This is a genomic window from Microbacterium petrolearium, from assembly GCF_054782875.1.
Genome location: NZ_BAAGRQ010000001.1, coordinates 228,816 through 254,664 on the forward strand (window position 1 = coordinate 228,816; position 25,849 = coordinate 254,664).

The following is a 25,849-nucleotide window of genomic DNA, read 5'->3' on the forward strand; positions in this document are numbered from 1 at the left end:
CCCTGGATCCGCGGATCCGGGGGCCTCCTTCGTGCGTCAGGCCGTGAGGCCGCGGCGCTTCAGGAGCGGCTCGATCTCGGCGTCGCGGCCGCGGAAGTCGCGGTACGCCTCGAGTGGGTCCTTCGATCCGCCCACGCCCAGCAGGCGCTCGCGGAACCGGTCGCCGTTCGCCCGCGTGAGGCCGCCGTTCTCGTGGAACCACTCGACCGTGTCGGCGTCGAGCACCTCGCTCCAGATGTACGAGTAGTACCCGGCGCTGTAGCCGCCGGCGAACACGTGCTGGAAGTACGTCGACGAGTAGCGGGTCGGGACGGCCGGGTCGTCCAGCCCGATGTCGGCGAGGGCCGCCGCCTCGAACGCCGCGACGTCGCGCACCTCGGCCGCCTGCTCGACGGTGAGGGTGTGCCAGGCCTGGTCGAGCCACGCGGCCGCGAGGTACTCGCTCGTCGCGAAGCCCTCGTTGAACGTGCCCGACGCCTGCAGTCGCTCGATCACGTCGTCCGGCAGCGGCTCGCCGGTCTCATGGTGCACGGCGTAGTTGCGGACGATCTCGGGCCACAGGATCCACATCTCGTTCACCTGGCTCGGGAACTCCACGAAGTCGCGGTACACCTGGGTGCCGCCGAAGTGCGGGTAGGTGACGGTGGCGAACAGGCCGTGCAGGGCGTGCCCGAACTCGTGGAACAGCGTGTTGACCTCGTCGAGCGTCAGCAGCGTGGGGGAGCCCTCGGCCGGCTGCGGCACGTTGAGGTTGTTCACGACGACGGGGCGCTCGTCGCCCAGCAGTCGCGACTGCACGACGATCGAGTTCATCCACGCGCCGCCGCGCTTCGTGTCGCGGGTGTAGAGGTCGAGCAGGTACAGGCCCAGGGGCGAGCCGTCCTCGTTGAACACCTCGAACGTGCGCACGCCGGGGTGGTACGAGGGGATGTCGGCCCGCTCGCGGAACGTCAGCCCGTACAGCACGTGTGCGGCGTGGAACACGCCCTGCTGGAGCACGCGCTCGGCCTCGAACCAGGGGCGCAGGGCGGCGGTGTCGAGGTCGTACTCGGCCTGGCGCACCTTCTCGGTGTAGAACGCCCAGTCGTGCGCCTCGATCGCGTGGCCCGCGATCTGCTCGAGCGCCAAGCGCTCGCGCTGCGCGTTGCGCGCCGCGGGGCCGGCGAGACGGCGCAGCCGCTCCTCGACGGCGGCGGGGGAGCCGGCGGTCTGGTCGGACGTGATGTACTCCGCATGGCTCGCGTATCCCAGCAGGCGGGCGCGCTCGGCGCGCAGGCGCACGATCTCGAGCAGCACCTGCGCGTTGTCGTTCTCGTTGCCGCGCGAGGCGCGCGAGCGCGACGCGTTCAGCAGTCGCTCGCGGACGCCGCGGTTCGTGAGCGACGAGAGGTACGGGTGGCCCGTGTACAGCGTGAGCGAGATGAGGTGGCCATCGATTCCGCGATCGGCGGCCGCCTGTCGCGCGGCCGAGATCTCGCCCTCGGTCAGCCCGTCCAGCTCGGCGGCGTCGTCGACGACCAGCGCGAGCTCGTTCGTGTCGGCGAGCAGGTTCTTCTCGAACTGCGTCGTGAGCGTCGACAGGCGCGTGTTCAGCTCGGTGAGCCGGGCCTTGGCCGCCTCGTCGAGGCCGGCTCCGGCGTGCTGCATTTCGCGGAAGCGCCGCTCGACGAGGTAGCGCTGCTCGGCGTCGAGGGCGAGCTCGTCGAGGCGGTCGTGCACGGCCGCGATGCGGGCGAACAGCGCGGCGTCGAGCTGGATCGCGTCGTCGTGCGCGGCGCGCAGCGGCGCGAGCGTCTCGCCGATCTGCTGGATCTCGGGCGTCGCGTGGGCCGAGTTGACCGTGTAGAAGGCGGGGCTCACGCGATCGAGCAGGCGGCCCGAGCGCTCGAGCGCCTCGATCGTGTTCTCGAACGTCGGCTCGTCCGCCTGCGCCGTGATCGCGGCGACCTCGTCGCGGTGCTCGGCGAACGCGCGCTCGAAGGCGGGCAGATAGTGCTCGGGCCGGATCGCGGCGTAGTCCGGCACGCCGTACGGCAGCGGCGAGGGGGCGAGAAGGGGGTTGAAGTCCAGATCAGGCACCCCGTCAGCCTACGTGCGCGCGACCCGGCCGATCGCGTGATCCGGCCGGGTCGCGACGCGCGTCACTCCATCGGATCGAAGCGGCTGGCGACGGCGCGGCCGTCCTCGTCCAGTCGCACCTCGATGCCGGTGGCGAGCTCGGCGATCGGCCGGCCCTCGAGCCACGTGAGCGTCCACGAGGGCGCAGGCTGCCCGGGCGGGAGCGTCGCCTCGACGCGGGCGATCTCCTCCCGCAGCTCCTGCGGCACCGAGCGGGGCGGCTCATCGCCCGCGGACCAGCGCGTTCCCAGCTGCATCATGCCTCCTCGGGGGCCAGGTCGATCCGGGTGACGGCGAGCTGCTCGCCCTCGACGAACTCGAGCTGCGCGATCCGCCCGACCGCACGCAGGTCGGCCTCGGCGGCGCGCAGCAGTTCGGTCCGCGCGGCGGGCGCGGCGATCGTCGCGACGGCGACGGGGGTCTTCTGCGACGCCTTGGCCTCGGTCTTGGCGCGGCGGATGCCGATGAGCGCCTCGCTCGCGGCCGCGAGCACGGCGGGGTCGCCACCGAGGCCCGACGGCTCCGGCCACGGGGCGCGGTGCACGGAACCGTCCTGGAACCACGACCACACCTCCTCGGTCGCGAACGAGATGACCGGCGCGAGCAGGCGCAGCAGCGTCGACAGGGCCGTGCGCAGCGCGACGGCCGCCGAGGCGCCGGCGTCCCCGCCCGTGTACGCGCGCTCCTTCACGAGCTCGAGGTAGTCGTCGCAGAACGTCCAGAAGAACGCCTCGGTGAGCTCGAGGGCGCGCGCGTGGTCGTAGTTCTCGAGCGCCGCGGTCGCCTGCGTCACGACCTCGTCGAGCGCCGCGAGCATCGACAGGTCGAGCGCCTCGGTGACGGCGGCGCCGGCGGGCGCCTCGAAGCCGAGGACGAACTTCGCCGCGTTGAGCACCTTGATCGCCAGGCGGCGACCGATCTTGATCTGCGTCGGGTTCTGCGGGTCGAAGGCCGCGTCGGCGCCCAGGCGGCTGGAGGCCGCCCAGTAGCGCACGGCGTCCGATCCGTGCTGCGCGAGGATGTCGGCCGGGGTGACCACGTTGCCCTTCGACTTCGACATCTTCTTGCGGTCGGGGTCGACGATGAAGCCCGAGATCGACGCGTGCGCCCAGGGCGCCCTGTCGTCCTCGAGCGCGCTGCGCAGCAGGGTGGAGAACAGCCAGGTGCGGATGATGTCCTGGCCCTGCGGGCGCACGTCGAACGGCGCCACGAGATCCCACAGCTCCGCGTCGCGCTCCCAGCCGGCCGCCAGCTGCGGGGTCAGCGACGACGTGGCCCACGTGTCGAACACGTCGGTCTCGGCCTCGAAGCCGCCGGGCACGCCGCGCTGCTCCTCGGTGTAGCCGGGCGGCACGTCGGTCGAGGGGTCGACGGGCAGCGACGCGAGATCGGGCACGAGCACCCGCGCGTAGTCCCGCTCGCCGTTCTCGTCGAGGCCGTACCAGACGGGGATCGGCACGCCGAAGAAGCGCTGGCGCGAGACGAGCCAGTCGCCCGTGAGACCGTTCACCCAGTTCTCGTAGCGCACGCGCATGAACTCGGGGTGCCACTCGATCTGCCGGCCCAGCTCGAGCAGGCGCTCGCGCAGCTGCTCGGAGCGGGCGCCGTTGCGCAGGTACCACTGGCGGGTCGAGACGATCTCGAGGGGACGGTCGCCCTTCTCGAAGAACTTCACGGGGTGCTGGAAGGTCTTGCCGACCTCGATCAGCTCGCCCGACTCCTCGAGCAGCTCGACCATGCGCTTCTTGGCGCTGAAGACGGTCTTGCCTGCCAGCTCGGCGAAGGCGGCGCGCCCGGCCTCCGAGGTGATCGCCTCGGGGGCCTCGGCCACGACGCGGCCGTCGCGGCCGATGATCGTGCGGTTGGGCAGATCCAGCTCGCGCCACCACACGATGTCGGTCATGTCGCCGAACGTGCAGATCATCGCGATGCCCGATCCCTTGTCCGGCTGCGCGAGGGGGTGGGGGAGCACCGGCACCTCGACGCCGAACACCGGCGTGGTCACGGTCGTGCCGAAGTGCGGCTGGTACCGCTCGTCGTCCGGGTGCGCCACGAGCGCCACGCACGCGGCCAGCAGCTCGGGCCGGGTGGTCTCGATGAGGATGTCGCCCGATCCATCGGTCTTGTGGAACGCGAGCCGGTGGTAGGCGGCCGGCTGGTCGCGGTCCTCGAGCTCGGCCTGCGCGATCGCGGAGCGGAAGTCCACGTCCCAGAGCGTGGGCGCGAGCGCCTGGTACGCCTCGCCGCGCTCGTAGTTGCGCAGGAACGCGAGCTGGCTCGTGCGGATCGTGTCGTCCGAGATGGTGCGGTAGGTCTGCGTCCAGTCCACCGACAGGCCGAGCTGGCGCCACAGCGACTCGAAGGTCTTCTCGTCCTCGACCGTGAGCGTCTCGCACAGCTCGATGAAGTTGCGGCGGCTGATGGGCACCTGATCCGCGGGCTTGAGGCTCTTCGCGTTGCCCTCGAACGGCGGCGTGAAGTCGGGGTCGTACGGCAGCGACGGGTCGCAGCGCACGCCGTAGTAGTTCTGCACGCGGCGCTCGGTGGGCAGGCCGTTGTCGTCCCAGCCGATCGGGTAGAACACCGTCTTGCCGCGCATGCGCTCGAAGCGCGTCTTGACGTCGGTGTGCGTGTACGAGAACACGTGGCCGATGTGCAGCGACCCCGAGGCCGTGGGCGGGGGCGTGTCGACCGAGTAGACCCCGGCGCGACCGGAGGCGCGGGCGGCGTCGCGGTCGAAGAGGAACGTGCCGTCCTGCTCCCAGCGCTCACCCCACTTCGCCTCGAGGCCCTCGAGGGCGGGCTTGTCGGGAATCGCGGTCATGTGACGCTCCTCGCTATGTGCGGCACGGTGTGTGCGTGCCTGAGTGTGCTGGTGCGCCGAGTCTACCGGGCGGGGCGGCGCGCTCTCGGATCAGTCGCGCACGTCGATCCCGGCCGCTGCGGCGAACGCCGGGGCGAGCAGCTGCACCTGATCCGAGGTGAGCGTCGCTCCGCGCAGCGCGAGCACGTCGAGGGAGGCGAGCATGTCGAGCCCGCGCAGGTCCACGTCCGTCGCCCGCATGCCGCGCGGGTCGAGCTCGTCGACGCGCGACCGGGTGAACGCCACGCGGGTGAGCTGTGCCTGCGGCAGATCGAGTGCCCGGATGTCGCACCCCTCGACGCGCAGGTCCTCGACGCGGGCTCCGGCCAGAGAGAGGTAGTCGATCCGCACGTCCACCAGCTCGAGCTCCGCGGCCCGCGCCTCCGCGAGGTCGAGGGTGCCGATCCGGCCGCCGGCGATGCGCACACGGCGCAGGGTGGCATCGCGCGCGCCGACCGAGACGGCGCGGATGTCGGACACGTCGACGTCGATGAGCGTCGCACCCCGCAGGGCGAGCGTGTCGACAGCGGGCGCGGGCAGCACGCATTCCTCGAGCGACGCATGCGACAGATCGACCTCGCCGGTCAGCCCGCCCAGCCGGGCCTGCCGCAGCTCCCGACGCGGGGCGGCCACGGCGTCCGTGAACTCGCGCGGCAGGTCGGGCGCGCCGACGCGCGGCGCGATCGGACGATCCTTCGTGCGAGCCATGGGCCGAGCCTATGCGGATCGGGTTCATCGCGCCGGTTGGTGGCATCCGCGCCTTCCCGCACAGGTTTCGTCCTCACGCACACGAGATATGCGCTGCAGGTGTTGACGAAGGCCAGGCCTGGGAGGTTGCGCGCGGAGGCAGCGCTCGCTCACAGGGTGCCGGAGTGCCGGGATCTCTCCACAGAGAGGGCGGGCATCGGGTGCTCGGGGGACAGCGGGTGAGACAGTGACGACATGAGCTACAGGTCGGTCGTGCGTCGGCACGGCGGGGTGATGCGGACGACGGTGCTGCGCGACGCCGTGGGCGGAAGCCGGCATGCGATCGACCGGGCTGTCGCGCGGGGAGAGCTCGTCCGGCCGGCGCGGGGGTGGGTCGCCACGACCGATGCGGATCCGGTCCTGACCGCGGCGGCGGCGGTCGGGGTCGTGGTCACATGCGTGACGCTGGCGGCGCGCAGGGGGCTGTGGGACGTCGGCGCGAGTGCGATGCACGTCGCCGCGACGCCCGGGCGCGCCCTCCGCCGACCCACGACGGCGCATGTGCACTGGGCGAAGCCGATCGTGCCGCGTGATCCCGGGGCGCTCGAGGATCCGGTGGAGAACGCCCTCGCGCTGGTGTCGGACTGCCAACCCCATGAGCAGGCGCTCGCGGTCTGGGAGTCGGCGATCCGACAGAGGCTGGTCGTGATCGACCAGCTGGCGACGCTGCCGCTCGGGCCCAATGCGCGGCGGATCCTCGCGGAGGCGAGTCCGTACTCGGATGCCGGGACGGAGAGCCTCGTCGTGTCGCGACTGCGGTGGCTCGGACTCCCGATGCAGCAGCAGGCGTGGATCCTCGGACACCGCGTCGACCTCCTGATCGGCGAGCGCCTCGTGGTGCAGATCGACGGCGGCCATCACGTCGACGCCCAGCGCCTGCAGGACAACGCCCACGACGCGCAGCTGCGCCTCGCCGGCTATCACGTCATCCGGATCGGCTACCGCCAGGTGCTGCACGAGTGGCCCGCCGTGCAGGCGATGATCACCGGAGCGATCGCGCGAGGTCTTCATCTGGCGCCGAGCGGACGGTGACGTCCGCGCCTTCGCGCACAGATGTCGTCATCCCGCACAGGCGTGACTCGATATCCGTGTGGACGACGTCGCGTTCTGTGAGTTTACGCGCGGCACGCGAGGGGTGGGCGCGGAATCCGCTCGTGAACGTGCAGAAACGCGAGCGCCGGGCGCGTAGAATCGACGAAACGCATCGATCCGGCCATCACCGGGGAGCACGCGGAAGAACGGGGCCTCGGCCCTCAGTAGAACCGCGCGGGGCAGGCCCGTCACAGCCGCAGTGAGAGTGGTGGCGTGTCCTCCGGGACGCGTCGCAACGCGGGGTGGTACCGCGGCCGGGGCTGCACAGCACGGGTCGTCCTCGCAGTCCCCTTGGAACTGCTGGAGTGAGATGACCTACCCGAAGTCCCCGTTCGGACCCGCGGCCGAGCAGGCCGCCGCCCCGTCGAGCGTCGCGGCGAGCCCGCGCTTCCCGGACATCGAGCGCGACATCCTCGGCTTCTGGGAGGCGGACGACACGTTCCGCGCCTCGATCGCGCAGCGCGAGGGCGCCGACGAGTGGGTGTTCTACGACGGCCCGCCGTTCGCCAACGGCCTGCCGCACTACGGCCACCTGCTCACCGGGTACGCCAAGGACCTCTTCCCGCGCTTCCAGACCATGCGCGGACGGAAGGTCGACCGCGTCTTCGGCTGGGACACGCACGGCCTGCCGGCCGAGCTCGAGGCGATGAAGCAGCTCGGGATCACCGAGAAGAGCGAGATCGTCGACATGGGCATCGCGGCGTTCAACGGCAAGGCCCGCGCGTCGGTGCTGCGCTACATGGACGAGTGGGAGGCGTACGTCACGCGCCAGGCCCGCTGGGTGGACTTCGAAAACGGCTACAAGACGCTCAATCCCACGTTCATGGAGAGCGTGCTGTGGGCGTTCAAGACGCTGCACGACAAGGGCCTCGCGTACGAGGGGTACCGCGTGCTGCCGTACTGCTGGCGCGACCAGACGCCGCTGTCCAACCACGAGCTGCGCATGGACGACGACGTCTACCAGATGCGGCAGGACCCGTCGGTGACGGTGTCGTTCCCGCTCACGGGCGAGAAGGCGCACGCGCTGGGCCTCGAGGGCGTGCGCGCGCTCGCGTGGACGACGACGCCATGGACCCTGCCGACGAACGCGTCGCTCGCGGTGGGGCCCGCCATCTCGTACGCGGTCGTGCCCGTCGGGCCGAACGGCGCGAAGGAAGGCGCCGAGGGCGCCGAGTTCCTGCTCGCCGAGGATCTGCTCGCCGGCTACGCGAAGGACCTGGGCTACGAGTCCGCCGACGACGCCCGCGCCGCGATCCGCATCCGCGTGCCGGGCACGGAGCTGGGCGGCGTGCGCTTCGAGCCGCTGTTCGACTACTTCGCCGACGTCGAGACGTGGGGCATGCAGAACGCGTGGCAGATCCTCGTCGACGACTACGTCACGACGTCCGACGGCACCGGCCTCGTGCACCAGGCGCCCGCCTACGGTGAGGACGACAAGCGCCTGAATGACGCCGCCGGCATCCCGACGATCGTCTCGCTCGGCGACGACGGCCGCTTCCTGCCGTTCGTCCCGGACTTCGCCGGTCAGCTGTGGCTCGACGCCAACATGGACATCGTGCGCAAGCTGCGCGGCGAGGGCCGGCTGCTGCGCCTGCAGTCCTACGAGCACAGCTACCCGCACTGCTGGCGCTGCCGGAACCCCCTCATCTACAAGGCCGTCTCGAGCTGGTTCGTGCGCGTCACCGACATCAAGGACCGCCTGCTCGCGAACAACGAGCAGATCACGTGGGCGCCCGAGAACGTCAAGCACGGCCAGTTCGGCAAGTGGCTCGAGGGCGCGCGCGACTGGTCGATCAGCCGCAACCGGTTCTGGGGCTCGCCCATCCCGGTGTGGAAGTCGGACGACCCGAACCACCCGCGCGTGGACGTGTACGGCTCGCTCGAGGAGATCGAGCGCGATTTCGGCCGGCTGCCGCGCAACGAGCGCGGAGAGGTCGACCTGCACCGCCCGTACATCGACGAGCTGACGCGCCCGAACCCCGACGACCCGACGGGGCGGAGCACGATGCGCCGGATCGAGGACGTCTTCGACGTCTGGTTCGACTCCGGATCGATGCCCTTCGCGCAGGTGCACTACCCGTTCGAGAACAAGGACTGGTTCGACGCGCACGCGCCGGCCGACTTCATCGTCGAGTACATCGGCCAGACGCGCGGCTGGTTCTACGTCATGCACGTGCTCTCCACGGCCCTGTTCGACCGCCCCGCGTTCACCGGCGTCTCGTGCCACGGCATCGTGCTCGGCAACGACGGGCAGAAGATGTCGAAGTCGCTGCGCAACTACCCCGACGTGTCGGAGGTGTTCGATCGCGACGGCTCCGACGCCATGCGCTGGTTCCTCATGTCGTCGAGCGTGCTGCGCGGCGGCAACCTCATCGTCACGGAGGAGGGGATCCGCGCCGGCGTGCGCGAGTTCCTGCTGCCGCTGTGGAACTCGTGGTACTTCTTCTCGACCTACGCGAACGCCGCCGGCTACGAGGCGACGCGCCGCACCGACTCGACGGACGTGCTGGATCGGCACATCCTCGCGCTGCTCGGCGACCTCGTGCGCGACGTCGCCGACGACCTCGAGAAGCTCGACTCGACGACGGCGTCCGCCCGCCTCCGCGACTTCGCCGAGGTGCTGACCAACTGGTACATCCGCCGCTCGCGCGACCGGTTCTGGACGGGCGTGACCGACGATCCGAAGAGCACGGAGGCGTTCGACACGCTCTACACGGTGCTCGAGACCCTGTGCCGGGTCGCCGCGCCGCTCATCCCGCTCGTGTCCGAGCGCGTGTGGCAGGGCCTCACGGGCGGGCGCAGCGTGCACCTGACCGACTGGCCCGACGCGGCCGAGTTCGCGCCGGCCGCGGACATCCGCCGCGCGATGGACGCCGTGCGCGAGGTCTCGAGCGTCGCCAACGCGCTGCGCAAGAAGGAGGGGCTGCGCGTGCGGCTGCCGCTCGCGCGGCTCACCGTCGTCGTGCCCGGCGCCGCCGAGCTCACGCAGTTCGAGGACATCCTGCGCGACGAGCTGAACGTCAAGAGCGTCTCGCTCGTCGAGTTCGGCGAGGACACCGCGGCGGCCTACGGCATCTCGCACCGCCTCACGGTCAACGCGCGCGCGCTCGGCCCGCGCATCGGCAAGCAGGTGCAGCAGGTGATCGCGGCGTCGAAGTCGGGCGACTGGTCCGAGCGCGACGGCGTGGTCACGGCCGGCGGCATCGAGCTGCAGGACGGGGAGTACGAGCTCGTGCTCGAGACCACGGGCCGACCCGAGGGCGAGGCGCTCGCGCTGCTGCCGGGCGGCGGCCTCGTGCTGCTCGACACGGTGGTGACGCCCGAGCTGGCCGCCGAGGGCCTGGCCCGCGACATCATCCGCGCCGTGCAGGACACCCGCAAGGCCGCGGGCTTCGACGTGAGCGACCGGATCCGCCTCGAGCTGGCGTTCGCGTCGGCCGACGACGCCGCCGCCGTGCGGCAGGCGTTCGACGCCGCGGACGTGGCGGGCGAGACGCTGGCCGTCGAGGCGGAGGTGCGCGACGGCGCGTTCGGCGGCGACGCCGAGCACGTCGCGACCGTGCCGGCCGGCACGTATGCCAACGCCGGCGACTTCCAGGTGGCCGTGACCCGCGTGGTCATTGAAGCCGCCGAGATCGGAGAGCGATGAACGACCGGGAACGCGCCGACGCCGTCTACGAGGCGCTGCTCGCGCGGGCGGGCGAGCGCTGGGTGCAGCCGCGCAAGGAGCGCACCGCGCGCGTGCTCGAGCTGCTGGACGACCCGCAGCGCACGTACCGCGTCGTGCACATCACGGGCACGAACGGCAAGACCTCGACGGCGCGGATGATCGAGAGTCTCGTGCGCGCGCACGGGCTGCGCACGGGCCTGTTCACGAGCCCGCACCTGGAGCGCTTCACGGAGCGCATCCAGGTCGACGGCGAGCCGATCGCGGACGCGGCCGTGGCCGACGCGTGGGACGAGATCGAGCCCTTCGTCGGCATGGTCGACGCCGAACTGCGTGAGGCGGGGGACGAGCCGCTGACGTTCTTCGAGCTGCTCACCGTGCTCGCGTTCGTCGCCTGCGCCGACGCGCCCGTGGACGTGCTCGTGCTCGAGGTGGGCATGGGCGGATCGTGGGACTCGACCAACACGGCCGACGGCGACGTCGCGGTGTTCACACCCATCGACATGGATCACGCGGATCGCCTGGGCGGCACGATCGAGAAGATCGCCGAGGTGAAGGCCGGCATCATCAAGCAGGGCGCGCGCGTCGTCTCGGCGCGTCAGGTGCCGGCCGCCGAGGCCGTGCTGCGCCGGGTGGCGGGGGAGCGCGAGGCGAACCTGGCGCTCGAAGGCCGCGAGTTCGCGCTCGCCGAGCAGAAGCTCGCCGTGGGCGGCCAGCTCATCACGGTGCGCGGGCTCGCCGGCGAGTACGCCGAGCAGTACCTGCCGATCCTCGGTCGCCATCAGGGCGAGAACGCGGCGCTCGCGATCGCGGCCGTGGAGGCGCTGATCGGCGACGCCTCGCAGGCGATCACGGACGAGGTGCTCACGGAGGGGCTGCAGGAGGCCACCTCTCCCGGGCGCCTGCAGCTGGTGGGCATCGATCCGACGGTCGTCGTCGACGCGGCGCACAACCCGCACGGCGCCGCCGCGCTGGCGCAGGCGCTGCGCGAGTCCTTCGACTTCGAGGAGTGGGGCGTCGTGCTCGGTGTGCTCGCCGACAAGGACGCGGCCGGCATCGTGGCGCAGCTCGCGCCCGTCGCGGCGCACGTGTTCGCGACGAACCCCGAGTCCGACCGGTCGGCCTCACCGGACGACCTCGCCGACACGGCCGAGGCCGCCGGACTGCGCGTGACGGTCCACCCGAGTCTGGCCGACGCCGCCGACGCGGCGCGCGAGTGGGCCGCATCGGCACCGAAGCGCGGCGTCGTGGTCGCCGGATCCGTCGTGCTCGCGGGCGAGGCGCTCGTGCTGGCCGAGGGCGAGGACTGGAAGTCGGGGTGGAGCGCATGAGCCGCCCGCTCCGCTACCGCCCGCTGCCCGAGAAGCTGGGCCAGGTCGTGCTCGTGTTCGAGGCGATCGTCGTCTTCCTCGGCGGCCTCACCGTGCACGGGCTCCAGGCGATGCCGGACGGCATGCCCTCCTGGTGGGGGATCGTCGCCGGATCGGTGGTCGCGGTCCTCATGTTCGCCGTCTCCGGTCTGCTGCGCTGGGACTGGGGATTCGCCCTCGGCTGGGCGCTGCAGGCGGTCGTCGCCCTCGGCGCGCTGCTCGTGCCGGCGATCCTGCTCATCGCGCTGATCTTCGGCGGGATGTGGGCGTATGCGACGATCGGTGGGGCGCGCATCGAGCGCCGCGTGAGCGCGCAGCGCGCCGGAGCCGACGGCTGACGTCGCCGGCTCGAGATCCGCAACACACGAAGGGACCATCCATGGCCACCGAAGAGACCCTCGTCCTCGTCAAGCCCGACGGCGTCGCGCGCGGCCTGACGGGCGCGATCCTGGCTCGCATCGAGGCGAAGGGCTACTCCCTCGTCGACATCCGGCTGGTCGAGCCCAGCCGCGAGCTCCTCGCGAAGCACTACGCCGAGCACGAGGGCAAGCCGTTCTACGAGCCGCTCCTGGAGTTCATGATGTCGGGGCCCGTCGTCGCGATCCGGGTCGCCGGCAACCGCGTCATCGAGGGCTTCCGCTCGCTCGCCGGCACGACGGATCCCACCACCGCCGCACCCGGCACGATCCGCGGCGACTACGGCCGCGACTGGGGCGTGGCCGTGCAGCAGAACCTCGTGCACGGCTCGGACTCGCCCGAGTCGGCCGCGCGCGAGCTCGAGATCTGGTTTTGACGCGGCGCGGATCAATGCCGCGCAGCGGCGTTGATGCGTGACGGGTCAACACTGAGCGGAGGGCGCGAAGCGACCGGAGTCGAAGTGCGAGCATCGTGCGCCACTGCGTCAGCGCCCCCTTCCGCGCGCCTCACCGGCCCGCGGGAGGGGGCGCTTAGCGTGGCGGGGTGAGCACGCGGCGCATCATGGGCATCGATCCGGGGCTGACGCGCTGCGGCGTCGGGATCGTCGACGTCGCGCGCGACCGCTCGGCCACGCTCGTGCACGTCGGCGTGATCCGCTCGGCGCCGGACGCACCGGTGGCGGAGCGGCTTGCCGCGATCGCGCGCGGCATCCGCGAGGCCCTCGCCGCGCACCGACCCGAGGTGCTCGCGGTCGAGCGCGTGTTCGCGCAGCACAACCTGCAGACCGTCATGGGCACGGCGCAGGCCTCGGGCGTGGCGCTCATGCTCGCGGCGGAGCACGGCATCCCCGCCGCGACGCACACGCCGAGCGAGGTCAAGGCCGCCATCACGGGCTACGGGTCGGCGGACAAGGCGCAGGTGCAGCACATGGTGGCGCGCGTGCTGCGGCTCGACGAGCTGCCCAAACCGGCCGACGCGGCCGATGCCCTCGCGCTCGCGCTCTGCCACGCGTGGCGGGGCGCCCCCGCGGCCGCACCCGAGGGCGCGCTCACCCCGGCGCAGCGCGCGTGGGCCGAGGCCGAGAAGCGCTCCCGCCGCGCCCCGGCGCGCCGCTGAATCGGCGAGACAGCATCGGGAGCCGAGACAGCGGCGTAACGACGCGGTCTCGGCGCGCAGTTGCTGTCTCGCGGCAGGGGGACGGGGAATCCGCGTGGCTCGAACGGATGTGCGAACGGATGCGTAGGGTGGAGGCATGATCTCGTTCCTGCGCGGCGACGTCCTGCACGCCGGCCTCGACTCGGTGGTGCTCGACGTCGGCGGGGTCGGCTTCTCCGTGGCCGTGGTGCCCGAGGTCGCCCGCGGCGCGCGGCCGGGGGAGGAGCTGGCGCTGCACACCCACCTGATCGTGCGCGAGGACGCGCTGTCGCTCTTCGGCTTCGCCACCCGTGCCGAGCTCGACGTGTTCGGCACGCTGCTCGGCGTGAGCGGCGTCGGACCGAAGTCGGCGCTCGGCGTGCTGGGGGCCATGAGCATCGACCGGATCGCGGAGGCCGTGCAGGCCGAAGACGACCGACCGTTCCGGAAGGTGTCGGGCATCGGGCCCAAGACGGCCAAGCTGATCGCCGTGCAGCTGCAGGGCAAGCTCGCGCCGCCGTCGGCCCCCGCCGCCGCCCCGCAGGGCGTGGCCGGAGACGTCCTGGCCCAGGTGACGCAGGCCCTCGCGGGACTCGGCTGGCCCGAGCGCGTGGCCGGCGAGGCCGTCGCGGCCGCCGCCGAGGGGGCCTCGGAGGCCGACCGCGCCTCCGTCCAGGCCCTGCTGCGCCTCACACTCGCGGCACTCGGGCCGGCGAACGGCGGTGCCCGTGTCTGAGCGCGACGCCGCCTCGCCCCAGCCGCAGGACGAGACCGAGCTGGCGATCGAGGGCGCGCTGCGGCCGGCCAGCCTGGCGGACTTCGTCGGCCAGCACAAGGTGCGCGGCCAGCTGCAGCTGCTGCTCGACGCGGCGCGGATCCAGGATCGCCCCGCCGACCACATCCTGCTCGCGGGCCCTCCGGGCCTCGGCAAGACGACGCTCGCGATGATCGTCGCGCACGAGAGCGCCCGCCCGCTGCGCATGTCGAGCGGCCCGGCGATCCAGCACGCGGGCGATCTGGCCGCGCTCCTGTCAAGCCTCACGCCCGGCGAGGTGCTCTTCATCGACGAGATCCACCGCATGGCGCGCTCCGCCGAGGAGATGCTCTATCTGGCCATGGAGGACTTCCGGATCGACATCATGGTGGGCAAGGGCGCTGGCGCGACGAGCATCCCGCTCGACCTCGCGCCGTTCACGCTCGTGGGCGCCACGACGCGCTCGGGCCTGCTTCCCAACCCGCTGCGGGATCGCTTCGGCTTCACGGCGCACCTGGAGTTCTACGAGCCCGAGGAGCTGGAGCGCGTCGTCGAGCGCTCGGCGGCCATGCTCGGGGTACGGCTCGGCCCGGAACAGCGGGCCGAGATCGCCATGCGCTCGCGCGGCACGCCGCGCATCGCCAACCGCCTGCTGCGCCGCGTGCGCGACTACGCACTCGTGCACGCGCACGGCGCGGCGCCCGAGCTGAGCGACGTGCGCGCCGCCCTGGAGCTGTACGACGTCGACGCGATCGGCCTCGACCGGCTCGACCGCGCCGTGCTCGACGCGCTCGTGCGCCGCTTCCGCGGCGGACCCGTCGGGCTGAGCACGCTCGCCGTGGCCGTCGGCGAGGAGGCCGACACCGTCGAGAGCGTCGTGGAGCCGTACCTCGTGCGCATCGGCTTCATGGGCCGCACGCCGCGCGGGCGGGTCGCGACGCCGGAGGCGTACGCGCATCTGGGCGTCGCGCACCCGCTCGGGGCGTCGGGGCCCGTTCCCCTCGATGACCTATAATCGCTGAAGACTTGCGCCGGCCCGACTCGGCGTCTCTCACGCTCTCGCCGCCGACGGCGGGCGTCCACCCCCGAAAGGTCGCTGCATCCGTATGGACATGAATCTGCTCCTCCTCGTCGTCTTGGCCGTGATGGTCGTGTTCATGTTCATCAGCTCGCGCCGCAACGCCAAGAAGCGCCAGGAGCTGGAGGAGCAGCGCCGCACGCAGATGGTGCCGGGCGCGCGCGTCATGACGCGTTCGGGCCTGTTCGGCACGCTCGTCGAGTTCGACGCCGAGGACCTCACGCAGCCGGCCAAGGTGGAGATCGCCCCCGGCGTGATCGCCGAGGTGCACGCGCAGGCGGTGGATCTGGTGCCCGAGACGGTGGCCGCCGAGACCGCCGCGGACGAGGCGGAGGACGTCGCGACCGACGACGACGTCACCGAGCAGGAGACCACGGACGCCGACGGCTACACGCTCAACGGGGAGCGCATCGAGAAGCTCCGCGGCGACGACGACGCCAAGTAACCCCCGCACGGAAGCTGAGACGTGGCGACACCGACCCCTGTGCGGCGCGCGTGGCGCGCCCTGACGGGACTCCTCATCCTGACCGCCGTGCTCGCGGGCGCCAACGCGCTCGGCGTGTACGTGTTCAAGCAGTCGTCCTGGCTGCCCGAGCTCGCGCTCGACCTGCAGGGCGGCACGCAGATCGTGCTCGAGGCGCAGACCGAGGGCGCGGACCCGTCGGGCGAGCAGATGCAGCAGGCGGTGTCGATCATCCGCCAGCGCGTCGACGCGTCGGGCGTCGCCGAGGCCGAGGTCACGACCCAGGGCGCGCGCAACATCGTCGTGCAGATGCCCGGGCGCATCGACGACGAGACGCGCGACCGGATCGAGGCGAGCGCGCAGCTCGAGCTGCGCTCGGTCATCTACGCGGGCGATGCGGCCACGAGCTTCGTGGGCGAGGACGGCGAGGAGACGCCATACCCGGCGCCGGACACCGCGCTGCCCGCGACGCCCTCCATCGAGCCGACCGACGGGTCCGATCCGAACTGGGTGTCGGACTACCTGTGGTCCCGCTACCTCGCGTTCGACTGCGCCGATCCGGACGTCGACCCCGCGTCGGCGGCGGCCGGCGAGCCCGTCATCGCATGTGACGGCGCGGGCTCGAAGTACGTGCTCGGCCCGGTGGAGATCACGGGCGATTCCATCGACGACGCCGCCGCGACCGTGGACCAGACGAGCGGCCAGTGGGCCGTGCAGCTCGACCTCGACGACCACGGCACCACCGTGTTCGGTCAGGTCAGCCAGCGCCTCTACGCGCTCGGGCAGCAGAACCCGTCCGACCCGCGCAGCATGTTCGCGTTCGTCCTGGACGGCGACGTCATCTCGGCCCCGCAGATGAACGCGGTCATCATGGACGGCCGCCCGAGCATCTCGGGATCGTTCAACCAGGAGAGCGCCTCGGAGCTCGCCGATCAGCTCAAGTTCGGCGCGCTGCCGCTGAGCTTCACGGTGGTCAGCTCCGACACCATCTCGGCCACCCTCGGCGAGCAGCAGCTGCAGATCGGCCTCCTCGCCGGCCTCATCGGCCTCGCGCTCGTGGCGCTCTACTCGCTGCTGTCGTACCGCGCGCTCGGCTCGGTCATCATCGCGTCGCTCGTGGTGATGGGCGTGCTCACGTACATCCTGCTCTGCCTGCTCTCGTGGCGTCTCGGCTACCGCCTGTCGCTCGCGGGCGTCGCGGGCCTCATCGTGACGATCGGCTTCACGGCCGACTCGTTCATCGTGTACTTCGAGCGCATCCGCGACGAGCTACGCGACGGAAAGTCGATCACGTCGGCCGTCGAGGACGGATGGGATCGCGCCAAGCGCACGATCTACATCTCGAAGTCGATCAACGTGCTCGCGGCGGTCGTGCTGTACATCCTCGCCGACGCGACGGTGAAGGGCTTCGCCTTCACCCTCGGCGTCACGACCGCGCTCGACGTGCTCATCTTCGTGATCTTCACGCACCCGGTCATGCAGCTCATCGCCCGCACGCGCTTCTTCGGCGGCGGGCACCGCCTCTCGGGCCTCGACCCCGCCGCGCTGGGCGCGGTCTACCGCGGCCGCGCGGAGTTCAAGCGGTCGGTCGCGCCCGTGGCCAGGGCCAAGCGCTCCGTCGCCGAGGCCGAGCGCCGCCAGACCATCGCAGAGCGCAAGCGGGCCGCCGAGCTCGCGGCCGCCGAGAAACCCGGCAAGACGGGGGAGGGAGACGCCTGATGCGCTCATTCAACGAGCTCGGCAACGACCTCTACACCGGCAAGACCTCGTTCCCCTTCGTGGGACGGCGCAACCTGTGGTTCCTCATCGCCATCGCACTCGTGCTGCTCTCGGCGCTCGTGCCCTTCGTGCGCGGCATCTCGCCGTCGATCGAGTTCACGGGCGGATCGCAGTTCACGATCTCCGCCCCCGAGACGACGGACCAGCTCATCGCCACCGACGTGGTCGACGAGATCGTGCCGGAGTCGGCGGCTCGGGTCACCACGATCGGCGGCCAGGACATCCGCGTCCAGACCGCGCAGCTGGGCGACGACGACGCGCGCGAGCTCAGCGACGCACTGGCCGAGGCGTACGGCGTCTCCGCCGACGAGATCACGTCGTCGTTCATCGGCCCCACCTGGGGTGCGGACGTCACGCGGCAGTCGCTGTGGGGGCTCGGCATCTTCCTGGCGCTGACGTTCCTGATCCTCGCGATCTACTTCCGCACCTGGAAGATGTCGGTCGCGGCCATCGTCGGCGTCGTGGACGTGCTCGTCGTGACGATCGGCATCTACGCCCTCGCCGGCTTCGAGGTCTCGCCGGCGGCGGTCATCGGCTTCCTCACGATCCTGGCGTACTCGCTGTATGACACGACCGTCGTGTTCGACAAGATCAGGGAGAACACGCGCGACGACGGGGAGATCTCCGATCGCACGTTCGGCGAATCCGTGAACCTCGCGGTGAACCAGACCCTCGTGCGCTCGATCAACACGTCGATCGTCGCCGCGCTGCCCGTGGCCGCGATCCTCTTCATCGGCGCGCTGTGGCTGGGGGCCGACACGCTCTCGGACATCTCGCTGTCGATCTTCGTCGGCATCATCGTCGCGACGTACTCGACGCTGTTCGTGGCCGCCCCGCTGTACTCGCTGCTGCGCGAGCGGGAGCCCGCCGTCCGGCAGCGCGACGCGCGAGTGCGCGACGCACGCGAGCGTGCGGCTCGGACCGCCTGAGCCCTTCGCCCGCGGGCGTAGGATTAACGAGTCCGCGGGCTGGGGGAGGCGAGCGATGGTCGATACCGTGCAGCCGGCGTCGACGTCGTCCCTGCGACGTCTGGTGCCGCGCATCTTCTCGCGCGCCCCCCGCCACGCCGACCTGACGAAGCTCATCACGACGGTCAAGGCGAACCACCCGCGCGGCGACCTCGCCATCATCGAGCGCGCGTACCGCGTGGCCGACGAGAAGCACCGCGGCCAGAAGCGCCAGAGCGGCGAGCCGTACATCACGCATCCGCTCGCGGTGTCGCAGATCCTCGCCGATCTCGGGCTCGGCCCGCGCGCGATCGCGGCGGCGCTGCTGCACGACACGGTCGAGGACACGGGCTACCCCCTCGACGAGCTGCGCGCGGAGTTCGGCGACGAGGTCGCGCTGCTCGTCGACGGCGTCACCAAGCTCGACAAGGTCAAGTACGGCGAGAGCGCGCAGGCCGAGACCGTCCGCAAGATGATCGTCGCGATGTCGAAGGACATCCGCGTGCTCGTCATCAAGCTCGCCGACCGCCTGCACAACGCCCGCACGTGGGGCTTCGTGCCGCCCGAGAAGGCGAAGAAGAAGGCCACCGAGACCCTCGAGATCTACGCGCCGCTCGCGCATCGCCTCGGCATCCAGGCCATCAAGTCCGAGCTCGAGGACCTCTCGTTCGCCGTGCTGCACCCGAAGATCTACAACGAGATCGACAGCCTCGTGAAGCAGCGCACGCCGCAGCGCGAGCAGTACGTGCAGCACGTGATCGACGATGTCGGCAGCGACCTGCAGTCCCTGCGGGTGAAGGGCACTGTGTCGGGCCGGCCCAAGCAGCTGTACTCGGTCTACCAGAAGATGGTCGTGCGCGGCCGCGACTTCGACGACATCTACGATCTCATCGGAATCCGCGTCATCGTGAGCACGGTGCGCGACTGCTACGCGGTGCTCGGCGCCATCCACGCGCGCTGGACGCCGCTGCCCGGCCGCTTCAAGGACTACATCGCCACCCCCAAGTTCAACCTGTACCGTTCGCTGCACACCACGGTGATCGGTCCCGGCGGCCGCACCGTCGAGATCCAGATCCGCACGCAGGAGATGCACCAGCAGGCCGAGTTCGGCGTCGCGGCGCACTGGAAGTACAAGGAGCGGATGTCCGCCACGAGCGGCAAGCAGGACGAGCGCGCCTCGAGCCAGGACATGGCATGGCTCGCGCGCATCTCGGACTGGCAGGCCGAGACGAAGGACCCGGGGGAGTTCCTCGACTCGCTGCGGTTCGAGATCGGCGCCAAGGAGGTGTACGTCTTCACCCCGAAGGGCCGCGTGATCGGGCTCCCGGCGGGCGCGACGCCCGTGGACTTCGCATACGCGGTGCACACCGAGATCGGCCACCGCACGATGGGCGCGAAGGTGAACGGCCGGCTCGTGCCGCTCGAGTCGCAGCTGCGCTCGGGCGACGCCGTCGAGGTGCTGACCTCCAAGAACCCCGACGCCGGGCCCAGCCAGGACTGGCTCACGTTCGTCAAGAGCACGCGCGCGCGCAACAAGATCCGCGGCTGGTTCACGAAGGAGCGCCGCGAGGAGGCGATCGAGCAGGGCAAGGACTCGCTGCTGCGCGCGATGCGCCGGCACCACCTGCCGCTGCAGCAGCTCAAGGATTCGCTCGGCGACGTCGCGCACGAGCTGCACTACGACGACGTCTCGGCGCTGTACGCCGCCGTCGGCGAGGGCCACGTGTCGAGCCAGTCCGTGCTCGAGAAGGTGCAGGGCCTGCTCGAGACGAGCGAGCCGGTCACCGGGCCCATCGAGCTGCCGGCCCCGCCCGCGCAGCGGCGCGGCCGGGGCGGCGAATCCGGCGTGCTCGTGCGGGGGGCCGACGACATCCTCGTCAAGCTCGCGAAGTGCTGCACGCCCGTGCCGGGCGACGAGATCGTCGGATTCATCACGCGCGGCTCCGGCGTCTCGGTGCATCGCGCGGACTGCACCAACGTGAAGTCGCTGAAGGAGGACGCCGAGCGCCTCATCGACGTGACCTGGGGCACGACGACCAAGAGCGTGTTCCTCGTGCAGATCCAGGTCGAGGCCCTCGACCGCTCCGGGCTGCTCTCCGACATCACGCGCGTGCTCAGCGAGAACCACGTCAACATCCTCTCGGCGAACGTGTCGACGACGAAGGAGCGGCTGGCGATCAGCCGCTACGTGTTCGAGATGGGCGACTCGGTGCACCTCGACCGCGTGCTGAGCTCCGTGCGCCGCATCGACGGCGTGTACGACGTCTACCGCGTCACGTCCTCCTGAGCGCGCAGCCGCGCCAGGATCTCGGGTCGGCGCGGCATGCGCGCGCGGCGCCGCGCGACGGCGATCGCGGCGGCGAGGATGCCCGGATCGGCGGCGAGCCGGCGGATCGCCTCCGCCCGAGGGCGCGCCGCGGCGGCGCCCGCGATCTCGTCGCCCGTGAGGTCGACGAGGGTGCGGGCAGGCGTGCTGACCCGCACGCCGACCGTGGCCTCCTGGTCGTCGGCGGGCAGCAGCGCGTCGCGCACGTGCAGCGCGCCGCCGCCGGCCCGGCGCGCCCCGCCCGCCGTCGCGCGCTGCGCCTGGCACGGCAGCGGCAGCTGGTCGAGCGCACCGTGGACCCACGCCGCGGTGAGCCCCACGGCGGCCAGGCCCGGCGTGACCAGCGGCGCGAGCGACGCGGCCCGCAGGGCGGGCGTCTGGACCGCGTCGGCCGGGACCCAGCCGAGCCCGAGCGGCACGAGCTCGCCGTCCAGGCCCGCCGCGCGCAGCTCGGGGGCCGAGAGCTCGCCGGGCGCCGGGAAGTAGATCCGCATGCACCGAGTGTCGACCGCGGCGGCCCGCGGGCGGTAGCCCTGTGGATGACGAACGGCCGGCCCCGCGTGCGGGACCGGCCGTTCGGGGCGTGCGAGGCTCAGCCGATGGCGTTGAGCCAGGCGCGACGCACGTCGAGGGCCTCCTTGGCCTCGGCCGCGGCCCGCTTGTCGCCGGCGGCCTCGGCCGCGGCGAGCTCGGCCTCGAGCTTGTCGATCGAGTCCTGCAGCTGCTGGGCCATGTCGTTGGCGCGCGCCTTGGTCTCAGGGTTGTTCTTCTTCCAGTCGACGTCCTCGCGGCCCTTGAGCTCCTGCTCGATCTTGCGCAGGCGGTCGTCGAGCGCGCGCTCGGTCTCGCGCGGGAAGATGCGGCCGACCTCGTCCCAGCGGCGCTGGATGTCGGTGAGCAGCCGGCGCGCCGCGACGAGATCCCGTTCGGCGGTGACGGCCTGCGCCTCGACGAGCAGCTCCTCGCGGGCGGCGATGCGCGGAGCGGACTCGGCCTGCTCGGCCTGGTCACGTTCGGCGCGCGCGCCGTACAGCACGTCGCCGGCGGCCTTGAACCGGGTCCACAGCGCGTCGTCGACCTTGCGGCCGGCGCGTCCGGCGGCCTTCCACTCGTCGAGCAGCGCGCGGTAGGCGGGAATGCCGTCCTCGCTCTGCGGGGCGAGGGCCTCGGCACGCTCGACGATGCGCGTCTTGCGGTCGCGCGCCTCCTTGTGTGCCTCGTCCAGCTCGGCGAAGAACGCCCTGCGGTGCCGCTCGAACGTGGCGCGGGCATCGCGGAAGCGCTTCCAGAGCGACTGCGCCGTGCCCTTCGGCAGCCGCGGGCCGGTCTTCTGGTGCTGCTGCCACGAGGCGAAGAGCGCGTCGAGCTCGCTCGAGGCCTGCTTCCACTGCACCGACTGGGGGTCGCGCGCCGCGAGGGCCTCGACCTGCTCGACGATGGCGGTGCGCTCCGCGATAGCGGCCTCGAGGGCCGCGCGGTTGGCGGCGGCCTCCTCCTCGCTCGCGGCGGCGAGCTCGGTGGTGAGCGCGTCGAGGCGGGCGGCGAGGCCCTGCAGGTCGCCGACGGCGGCCGCGCCGACCACCTCGTCCTTCAGCGCCGCCGCCTGCTTGCGCAGATCCGACGCCGAGGCGCCGCCGCGGGCGTGACGCTGCTCGAGCGTGACGACGCGCACCTCGAGGTCGTCGAACTTGCGGCCGAAGTACTGCAGCGCCTCCTCGGGCGTGCCGTCGGGGTACTCGCCGACCACGCGCCACTCGTCGCCCTCGCGCACGGCGACCGCGCCGTTGTCCTCGATGCGACCCCACTCGCTGTAGTCCTTGCGGGTCACGACGGGCGCCGCGGCGGCCGGGGCCTTCGGGCGCGCGACGGCGGCCGGCGACGGCACGGGGCGGGGCATCGGTCGCGGCGCGGGCGTGGGTCGCGGCGACGCGGGCGCGGCGGCGGCCGGCTCGGCCTGCGGCTGAGGTGCCTCGGCGGACTCCGACGCCTCGGGCGTCTCCGTCTGCGGCTCGTCGGCCGGTTCCGGCGCCGGGCCCTCGGGCGCGGGATCCTCGGGCGCGGGATCCTCGGGCGTGTCGGCGGACGCGGGCTCGGCCGGCGCGACGACCTCGTCGGCGGCGGGCTCTGCGGGCTCGGCGACGGGGAACTCGGCGTCGACGGGCGGTGCGGATTCGGGGGTGTGATCGGACGTGCTCACGGGAGACTCCTTGGCGGCTGGCCGCGGGAAGGGAGGGACGCCGCCCAGCCTACGGGATGAACGGATCGGGGCAGAGGGTCAGGACGCGGGGGTGACGGGCGGCGGCGTCGGCTCCACCGCCGGGGTGCCGGCACCGGGCGTCTCCGAGGGGGCGGGCGCGGGCGCGCCGGGACCGCTCGTGTAGTACAGCGCCTGCGCGCCGACCGCGCCGAGGATGACGAGGCCCGCGACGATCGACACGATCGCGTTGTCGCGCGTCCGGCGGCGCAGCTGCGCATCGCGCAGTCTCTTGCGCGCCTCGTAGATGCGGGCGCGCTCGCGTTCCTCGCGTGAGGGCGACTTCGTCTTCACTGCCACGGGAAGAGCCTACGCGAGAGACGGGTGTCGGACCTCGCGCGTAGGCTGGCGGGGTGAGTCGATCCGCGCTGTTCCAGGGGCAGACGCCGCTGGCCGTGCGGATGCGCCCCATCTCCCTCGACGAGGTGGCGGGCCAGGCGCACCTGCTCAGGCCCGGCTCGCCGCTCGTGGCGCTCGCCGATCCGGAGGCGACGAAGCCCGGCACCGTCTCGGTGATCCTGTGGGGGCCGCCCGGCACCGGCAAGACGACGCTGGCGCAGGCGATCGCGCGCTCGTCGGGGCGCCGCTTCGTCGAGCTGTCGGCGATCACCGCGGGCGTCAAGGACGTGCGCGAGGTGATGCAGGAGGCGCTGAACCAGCGCGATCTGTACGGCCAGTCGACGATCCTGTTCCTCGACGAGATCCACCGGTTCACGAAGGCGCAGCAGGACGCCCTGCTGCCCGGCGTGGAGAACGGCTGGGTCATCCTCATCGCCGCCACCACCGAGAACCCGTCGTTCTCGGTCATCTCGCCGCTGCTGTCGCGCTCGCTCCTGCTCACGCTGCAGCCGCTCACCGACGACGACCTCGGAACGCTCGTGGATCGCGCCCTCACCGACGCGCGCGGCCTCGCGGGCGCCGTCGCGCTCGATCCCGAGGCCCGGCGGGCGCTCATCCAGCTCGCCTCGGGCGACGCGCGCCGCGCCCTGACGGCGCTCGAGGCCGCCGCGGGCGTCGCCCTGTCGGAGGCCGCGGAGCGGCCCGACGCCGAGGATCCCGCGGCCGACGACGCCATCCCCACGGTGACGGCCGAGCAGGTGGCACAGGCGGTCGACCGCGCGCTGCTGCGCTACGACCGCCAGGGCGATGAGCACTACGACGTCATCAGCGCGTTCATCAAGTCGATCCGCGGATCCGACCCCGACGCGACGATGCACTACCTCGCGCGCATGATCGAGGCGGGGGAGGACCCGCGCTTCATCGCCCGCCGGCTCGTCGTGCACGCCGCGGAGGACATCGGGCTGGCCGATCCGCGCGCGCTGCAGATCGCGGTGGCCGCGGCCGACGCGGTCGCCTTCATCGGCATGCCCGAGGGGCGGATCCCGCTGGCGGAGGCGGCGCTCTATCTCGCGACCGCCCCGAAGTCGCCGGCGACCATCAACGCGATCGACTCCGCCCTCGCCGACGTGCGCGCCGGGCGCATGGGGCCGGTGCCGAAGCACCTGCGCGACGCGCACTACGCCGGCGCCAAGCGCCTGGGCCACGGCAAGGGCTACCGCTACCCGCACGACAGCGAGATCGGCGTCGTCGCGCAGCAGTACCTGCCCGACGCGCTGCAGGGGCGCCGGTACTACGAGCCGCGGCCGCTCGGCGGCGAGCGGGAGATCGGCGAGCGTCTCGACAAGCTGCGCCGCATCATCGACGGCTGACGGGCCGCGCCCGTTCGGGGCGGGATGTCAGGGGTGGAATCGGGGGATCCCCGGGTACTGCGCGCCTCTCACCCTGAATTGATTGCCGAGCACACATCCGATCCGACAGGATGAGAACCCGCGGCGATCGTCCGCGATCCCGCCCCGATGCCCCCGCATCATCCCCCGAAGGGACGACGCCGATGATGGTGTTCCGCCGCGTGATCCTGCCCGTCGCCTGGCTGCTCGTGTTCGCGGTGATCGCCGCGGGCCTGATCAAGCTCGCGTTCTTCCCGGACGGCGAGAGCGTGCAGGGCCTCGGCGGCGGCGAGATGCCGACGGGGGAGATCTCCGAGCCGCAGGTGGCCGCCTGGCGCGACACCGTGCGCAACGACCTGGAGGTGGCCGCGACGGTGCAGAACGACCCCGCCGTGAGCCTCACGGTGCACAAGGCGGGCGTCGTCGTGGACGTCTTCCACGCGGTCGGCGACGCCGTCGCGATCGGGGATGTCGTCGCGAGCGTGCGCGAGGACGTGCCGCTCGAGGACGGCAGCACCTTCGCGATCTGGAGCGAGGTCGTCGCACCGGCCGGCGGCACGCTCTCGTCGCTGACGCTCGTGAGCGGCGCGACCGTCGCGCCGGGCGACACCGTCGGCGCGGTCGCGCCCTCGACCTTCCGCGTGCAGGGATCGATCTCGCCCGCCGATCGGTACCGCCTGCTGTCGGAGCCGACCGAGGCGTCGATCCAGATCACGAACGGGCCGGCCCCGTTCACGTGCACGGGGCTCGTGCTCGAGACGCCGCTGCCCGGCGCCGACGACGGCGAGGCCCCCGCGGAGGTGACCACGACCGTGCGGTGCCCCGTGCCCGACGGTGTGCGCGTGTTCCCCGGACTGGCCGCGACGATGACGATCGCGGGCGGGCTCGCGGAGGACGTCGTCGTGCTGCCGGTCACGGCCGTGCTCGGTGCGGCGGGCACCGGGACCGTCTTCGTGGTGGGCGACGACGGCCTGCCCGAGGAGCGCGAGGTGACGCTGGGCATCGCCGACGCCGAGAAGATCGAGATCGTCGAGGGCGTGGCCGAGGGCGAGATGGTCTACGAGTACGTGCCGACCTCGGTCCTGCTCGCCGGCGACGAGTCGGGGGTCTGAC

The 25,849-nt window shown here is 72.1% G+C and carries 21 protein-coding genes; 14 read left to right on the forward strand and 7 right to left on the reverse strand.

Annotated elements, in window-relative coordinates:
• Positions 1 to 36: 36 nt before the first annotated feature.
• From ACYVJ0_RS01135 to ACYVJ0_RS01150, 4 genes are all read right to left on the reverse strand, one after another.
• Positions 37 to 2,079 carry a M3 family metallopeptidase gene (locus ACYVJ0_RS01135; RefSeq protein WP_460815435.1) on the reverse strand — a complete coding sequence of 681 codons (2,043 nt, stop codon included), beginning with the start codon at positions 2,077 to 2,079 and terminating at the stop codon, positions 37 to 39.
• Positions 2,080 to 2,141: 62 nt separating this feature from the next.
• A complete protein-coding gene (locus ACYVJ0_RS01140; protein WP_460815437.1) occupies positions 2,142 to 2,378 on the reverse strand; it encodes a hypothetical protein in 237 nt (78 codons plus the stop codon).
• A complete protein-coding gene (gene valS, locus ACYVJ0_RS01145; RefSeq protein ID WP_460815439.1) occupies positions 2,375 to 4,942 on the reverse strand; it encodes a valine--tRNA ligase in 2,568 nt (855 codons plus the stop codon). The genes ACYVJ0_RS01140 and valS overlap by 4 nt, the downstream gene beginning before the upstream one ends.
• A 90-nt stretch (positions 4,943 to 5,032) precedes the next feature.
• Positions 5,033 to 5,689: a pentapeptide repeat-containing protein gene (locus tag ACYVJ0_RS01150; protein WP_460815441.1), complete on the reverse strand. Its 657-nt coding sequence runs from the start codon at positions 5,687 to 5,689 to the stop codon at positions 5,033 to 5,035.
• 234 nt (positions 5,690 to 5,923) lie between these two features.
• Between ACYVJ0_RS01150 and ACYVJ0_RS01155 the strand changes: the two genes are divergently transcribed.
• From ACYVJ0_RS01155 to ACYVJ0_RS01210, 12 genes are all read left to right on the forward strand, one after another.
• Positions 5,924 to 6,760 (forward strand): DUF559 domain-containing protein, encoded by an 837-nt coding sequence (locus tag ACYVJ0_RS01155; protein ID WP_449853198.1) that lies wholly within the window; start codon positions 5,924 to 5,926, stop codon positions 6,758 to 6,760.
• A 370-nt stretch (positions 6,761 to 7,130) separates the two neighbouring features.
• Complete coding sequence (ileS, locus tag ACYVJ0_RS01160; RefSeq protein WP_460815443.1) at positions 7,131 to 10,469, forward strand: isoleucine--tRNA ligase; 3,339 nt, start codon at positions 7,131 to 7,133, stop codon at positions 10,467 to 10,469.
• Positions 10,466 to 11,818, forward strand: a complete 1,353-nt coding sequence (locus tag ACYVJ0_RS01165; protein ID WP_460815445.1) for a bifunctional folylpolyglutamate synthase/dihydrofolate synthase — start codon at positions 10,466 to 10,468, stop codon at positions 11,816 to 11,818. Before ileS ends, ACYVJ0_RS01165 begins: the two co-directional genes overlap by 4 nt.
• Positions 11,815 to 12,195 (forward strand): DUF4233 domain-containing protein, encoded by a 381-nt coding sequence (locus tag ACYVJ0_RS01170; protein WP_460815447.1) that lies wholly within the window; start codon positions 11,815 to 11,817, stop codon positions 12,193 to 12,195. Before ACYVJ0_RS01165 ends, ACYVJ0_RS01170 begins: the two co-directional genes overlap by 4 nt.
• Before the next feature lie 41 nt (positions 12,196 to 12,236).
• The gene (ndk, locus tag ACYVJ0_RS01175; protein ID WP_460815449.1) at positions 12,237 to 12,650 is read left to right on the forward strand and encodes a nucleoside-diphosphate kinase; all 414 of its coding nucleotides are present in this window, start codon (positions 12,237 to 12,239) and stop codon (positions 12,648 to 12,650) included.
• Between the two features lie 185 nt (positions 12,651 to 12,835).
• On the forward strand, positions 12,836 to 13,390 hold the full coding sequence (gene ruvC, locus ACYVJ0_RS01180; protein ID WP_460815621.1) for a crossover junction endodeoxyribonuclease RuvC: 555 nt from the start codon (positions 12,836 to 12,838) through the stop codon (positions 13,388 to 13,390).
• A gap of 136 nt (positions 13,391 to 13,526) precedes the next feature.
• Positions 13,527 to 14,144, forward strand: a complete 618-nt coding sequence (gene ruvA / locus ACYVJ0_RS01185) for a Holliday junction branch migration protein RuvA (protein ID WP_460815451.1) — start codon at positions 13,527 to 13,529, stop codon at positions 14,142 to 14,144.
• Positions 14,137 to 15,177, forward strand: coding sequence for a Holliday junction branch migration DNA helicase RuvB (ruvB, locus tag ACYVJ0_RS01190; RefSeq protein ID WP_460815453.1), 1,041 nt, complete (start codon positions 14,137 to 14,139; stop codon positions 15,175 to 15,177). The genes ruvA and ruvB overlap by 8 nt, the downstream gene beginning before the upstream one ends.
• Positions 15,178 to 15,274: 97 nt before the next feature.
• Complete coding sequence (locus tag ACYVJ0_RS01195; RefSeq protein ID WP_449853191.1) at positions 15,275 to 15,685, forward strand: preprotein translocase subunit YajC; 411 nt, start codon at positions 15,275 to 15,277, stop codon at positions 15,683 to 15,685.
• 21 nt (positions 15,686 to 15,706) lie between these two features.
• Positions 15,707 to 17,422, forward strand: a complete 1,716-nt coding sequence (gene secD / locus ACYVJ0_RS01200) for a protein translocase subunit SecD (RefSeq protein ID WP_460815455.1) — start codon at positions 15,707 to 15,709, stop codon at positions 17,420 to 17,422.
• Entirely contained in the window at positions 17,422 to 18,411 is a 990-nt protein-coding gene (gene secF, locus ACYVJ0_RS01205; protein WP_460815457.1) for a protein translocase subunit SecF, read from the forward strand. The genes secD and secF overlap by 1 nt, the downstream gene beginning before the upstream one ends.
• A gap of 55 nt (positions 18,412 to 18,466) precedes the next feature.
• Positions 18,467 to 20,716, forward strand: a complete 2,250-nt coding sequence (locus ACYVJ0_RS01210) for a RelA/SpoT family protein (protein ID WP_460815459.1) — start codon at positions 18,467 to 18,469, stop codon at positions 20,714 to 20,716.
• Here the strand turns inward: ACYVJ0_RS01210 and ACYVJ0_RS01215 are convergent.
• From ACYVJ0_RS01215 to ACYVJ0_RS01225, 3 genes are all read right to left on the reverse strand, one after another.
• The gene (locus ACYVJ0_RS01215; protein WP_460815462.1) at positions 20,695 to 21,249 is read right to left on the reverse strand and encodes a type IV toxin-antitoxin system AbiEi family antitoxin; all 555 of its coding nucleotides are present in this window, start codon (positions 21,247 to 21,249) and stop codon (positions 20,695 to 20,697) included. The two genes, ACYVJ0_RS01210 and ACYVJ0_RS01215, sit on opposite strands and share 22 nt — an antisense overlap.
• A 98-nt stretch (positions 21,250 to 21,347) precedes the next feature.
• Positions 21,348 to 22,952, reverse strand: coding sequence for a DUF349 domain-containing protein (locus tag ACYVJ0_RS01220; RefSeq protein ID WP_460815464.1), 1,605 nt, complete (start codon positions 22,950 to 22,952; stop codon positions 21,348 to 21,350).
• A gap of 78 nt (positions 22,953 to 23,030) precedes the next feature.
• Positions 23,031 to 23,309 (reverse strand): dioxygenase, encoded by a 279-nt coding sequence (locus ACYVJ0_RS01225; RefSeq protein WP_449853185.1) that lies wholly within the window; start codon positions 23,307 to 23,309, stop codon positions 23,031 to 23,033.
• Between the two features lie 101 nt (positions 23,310 to 23,410).
• Here ACYVJ0_RS01225 and ACYVJ0_RS01230 point away from each other — a divergent pair, with 101 nt between their 5' ends.
• Both ACYVJ0_RS01230 and ACYVJ0_RS01235 read left to right on the forward strand, forming a co-directional pair.
• Positions 23,411 to 24,718 carry a replication-associated recombination protein A gene (locus ACYVJ0_RS01230; RefSeq protein WP_460815622.1) on the forward strand — a complete coding sequence of 436 codons (1,308 nt, stop codon included), beginning with the start codon at positions 23,411 to 23,413 and terminating at the stop codon, positions 24,716 to 24,718.
• A gap of 182 nt (positions 24,719 to 24,900) precedes the next feature.
• A complete protein-coding gene (locus ACYVJ0_RS01235; RefSeq protein ID WP_460815466.1) occupies positions 24,901 to 25,848 on the forward strand; it encodes a hypothetical protein in 948 nt (315 codons plus the stop codon).
• Position 25,849: the final 1 nt, after the last annotated feature.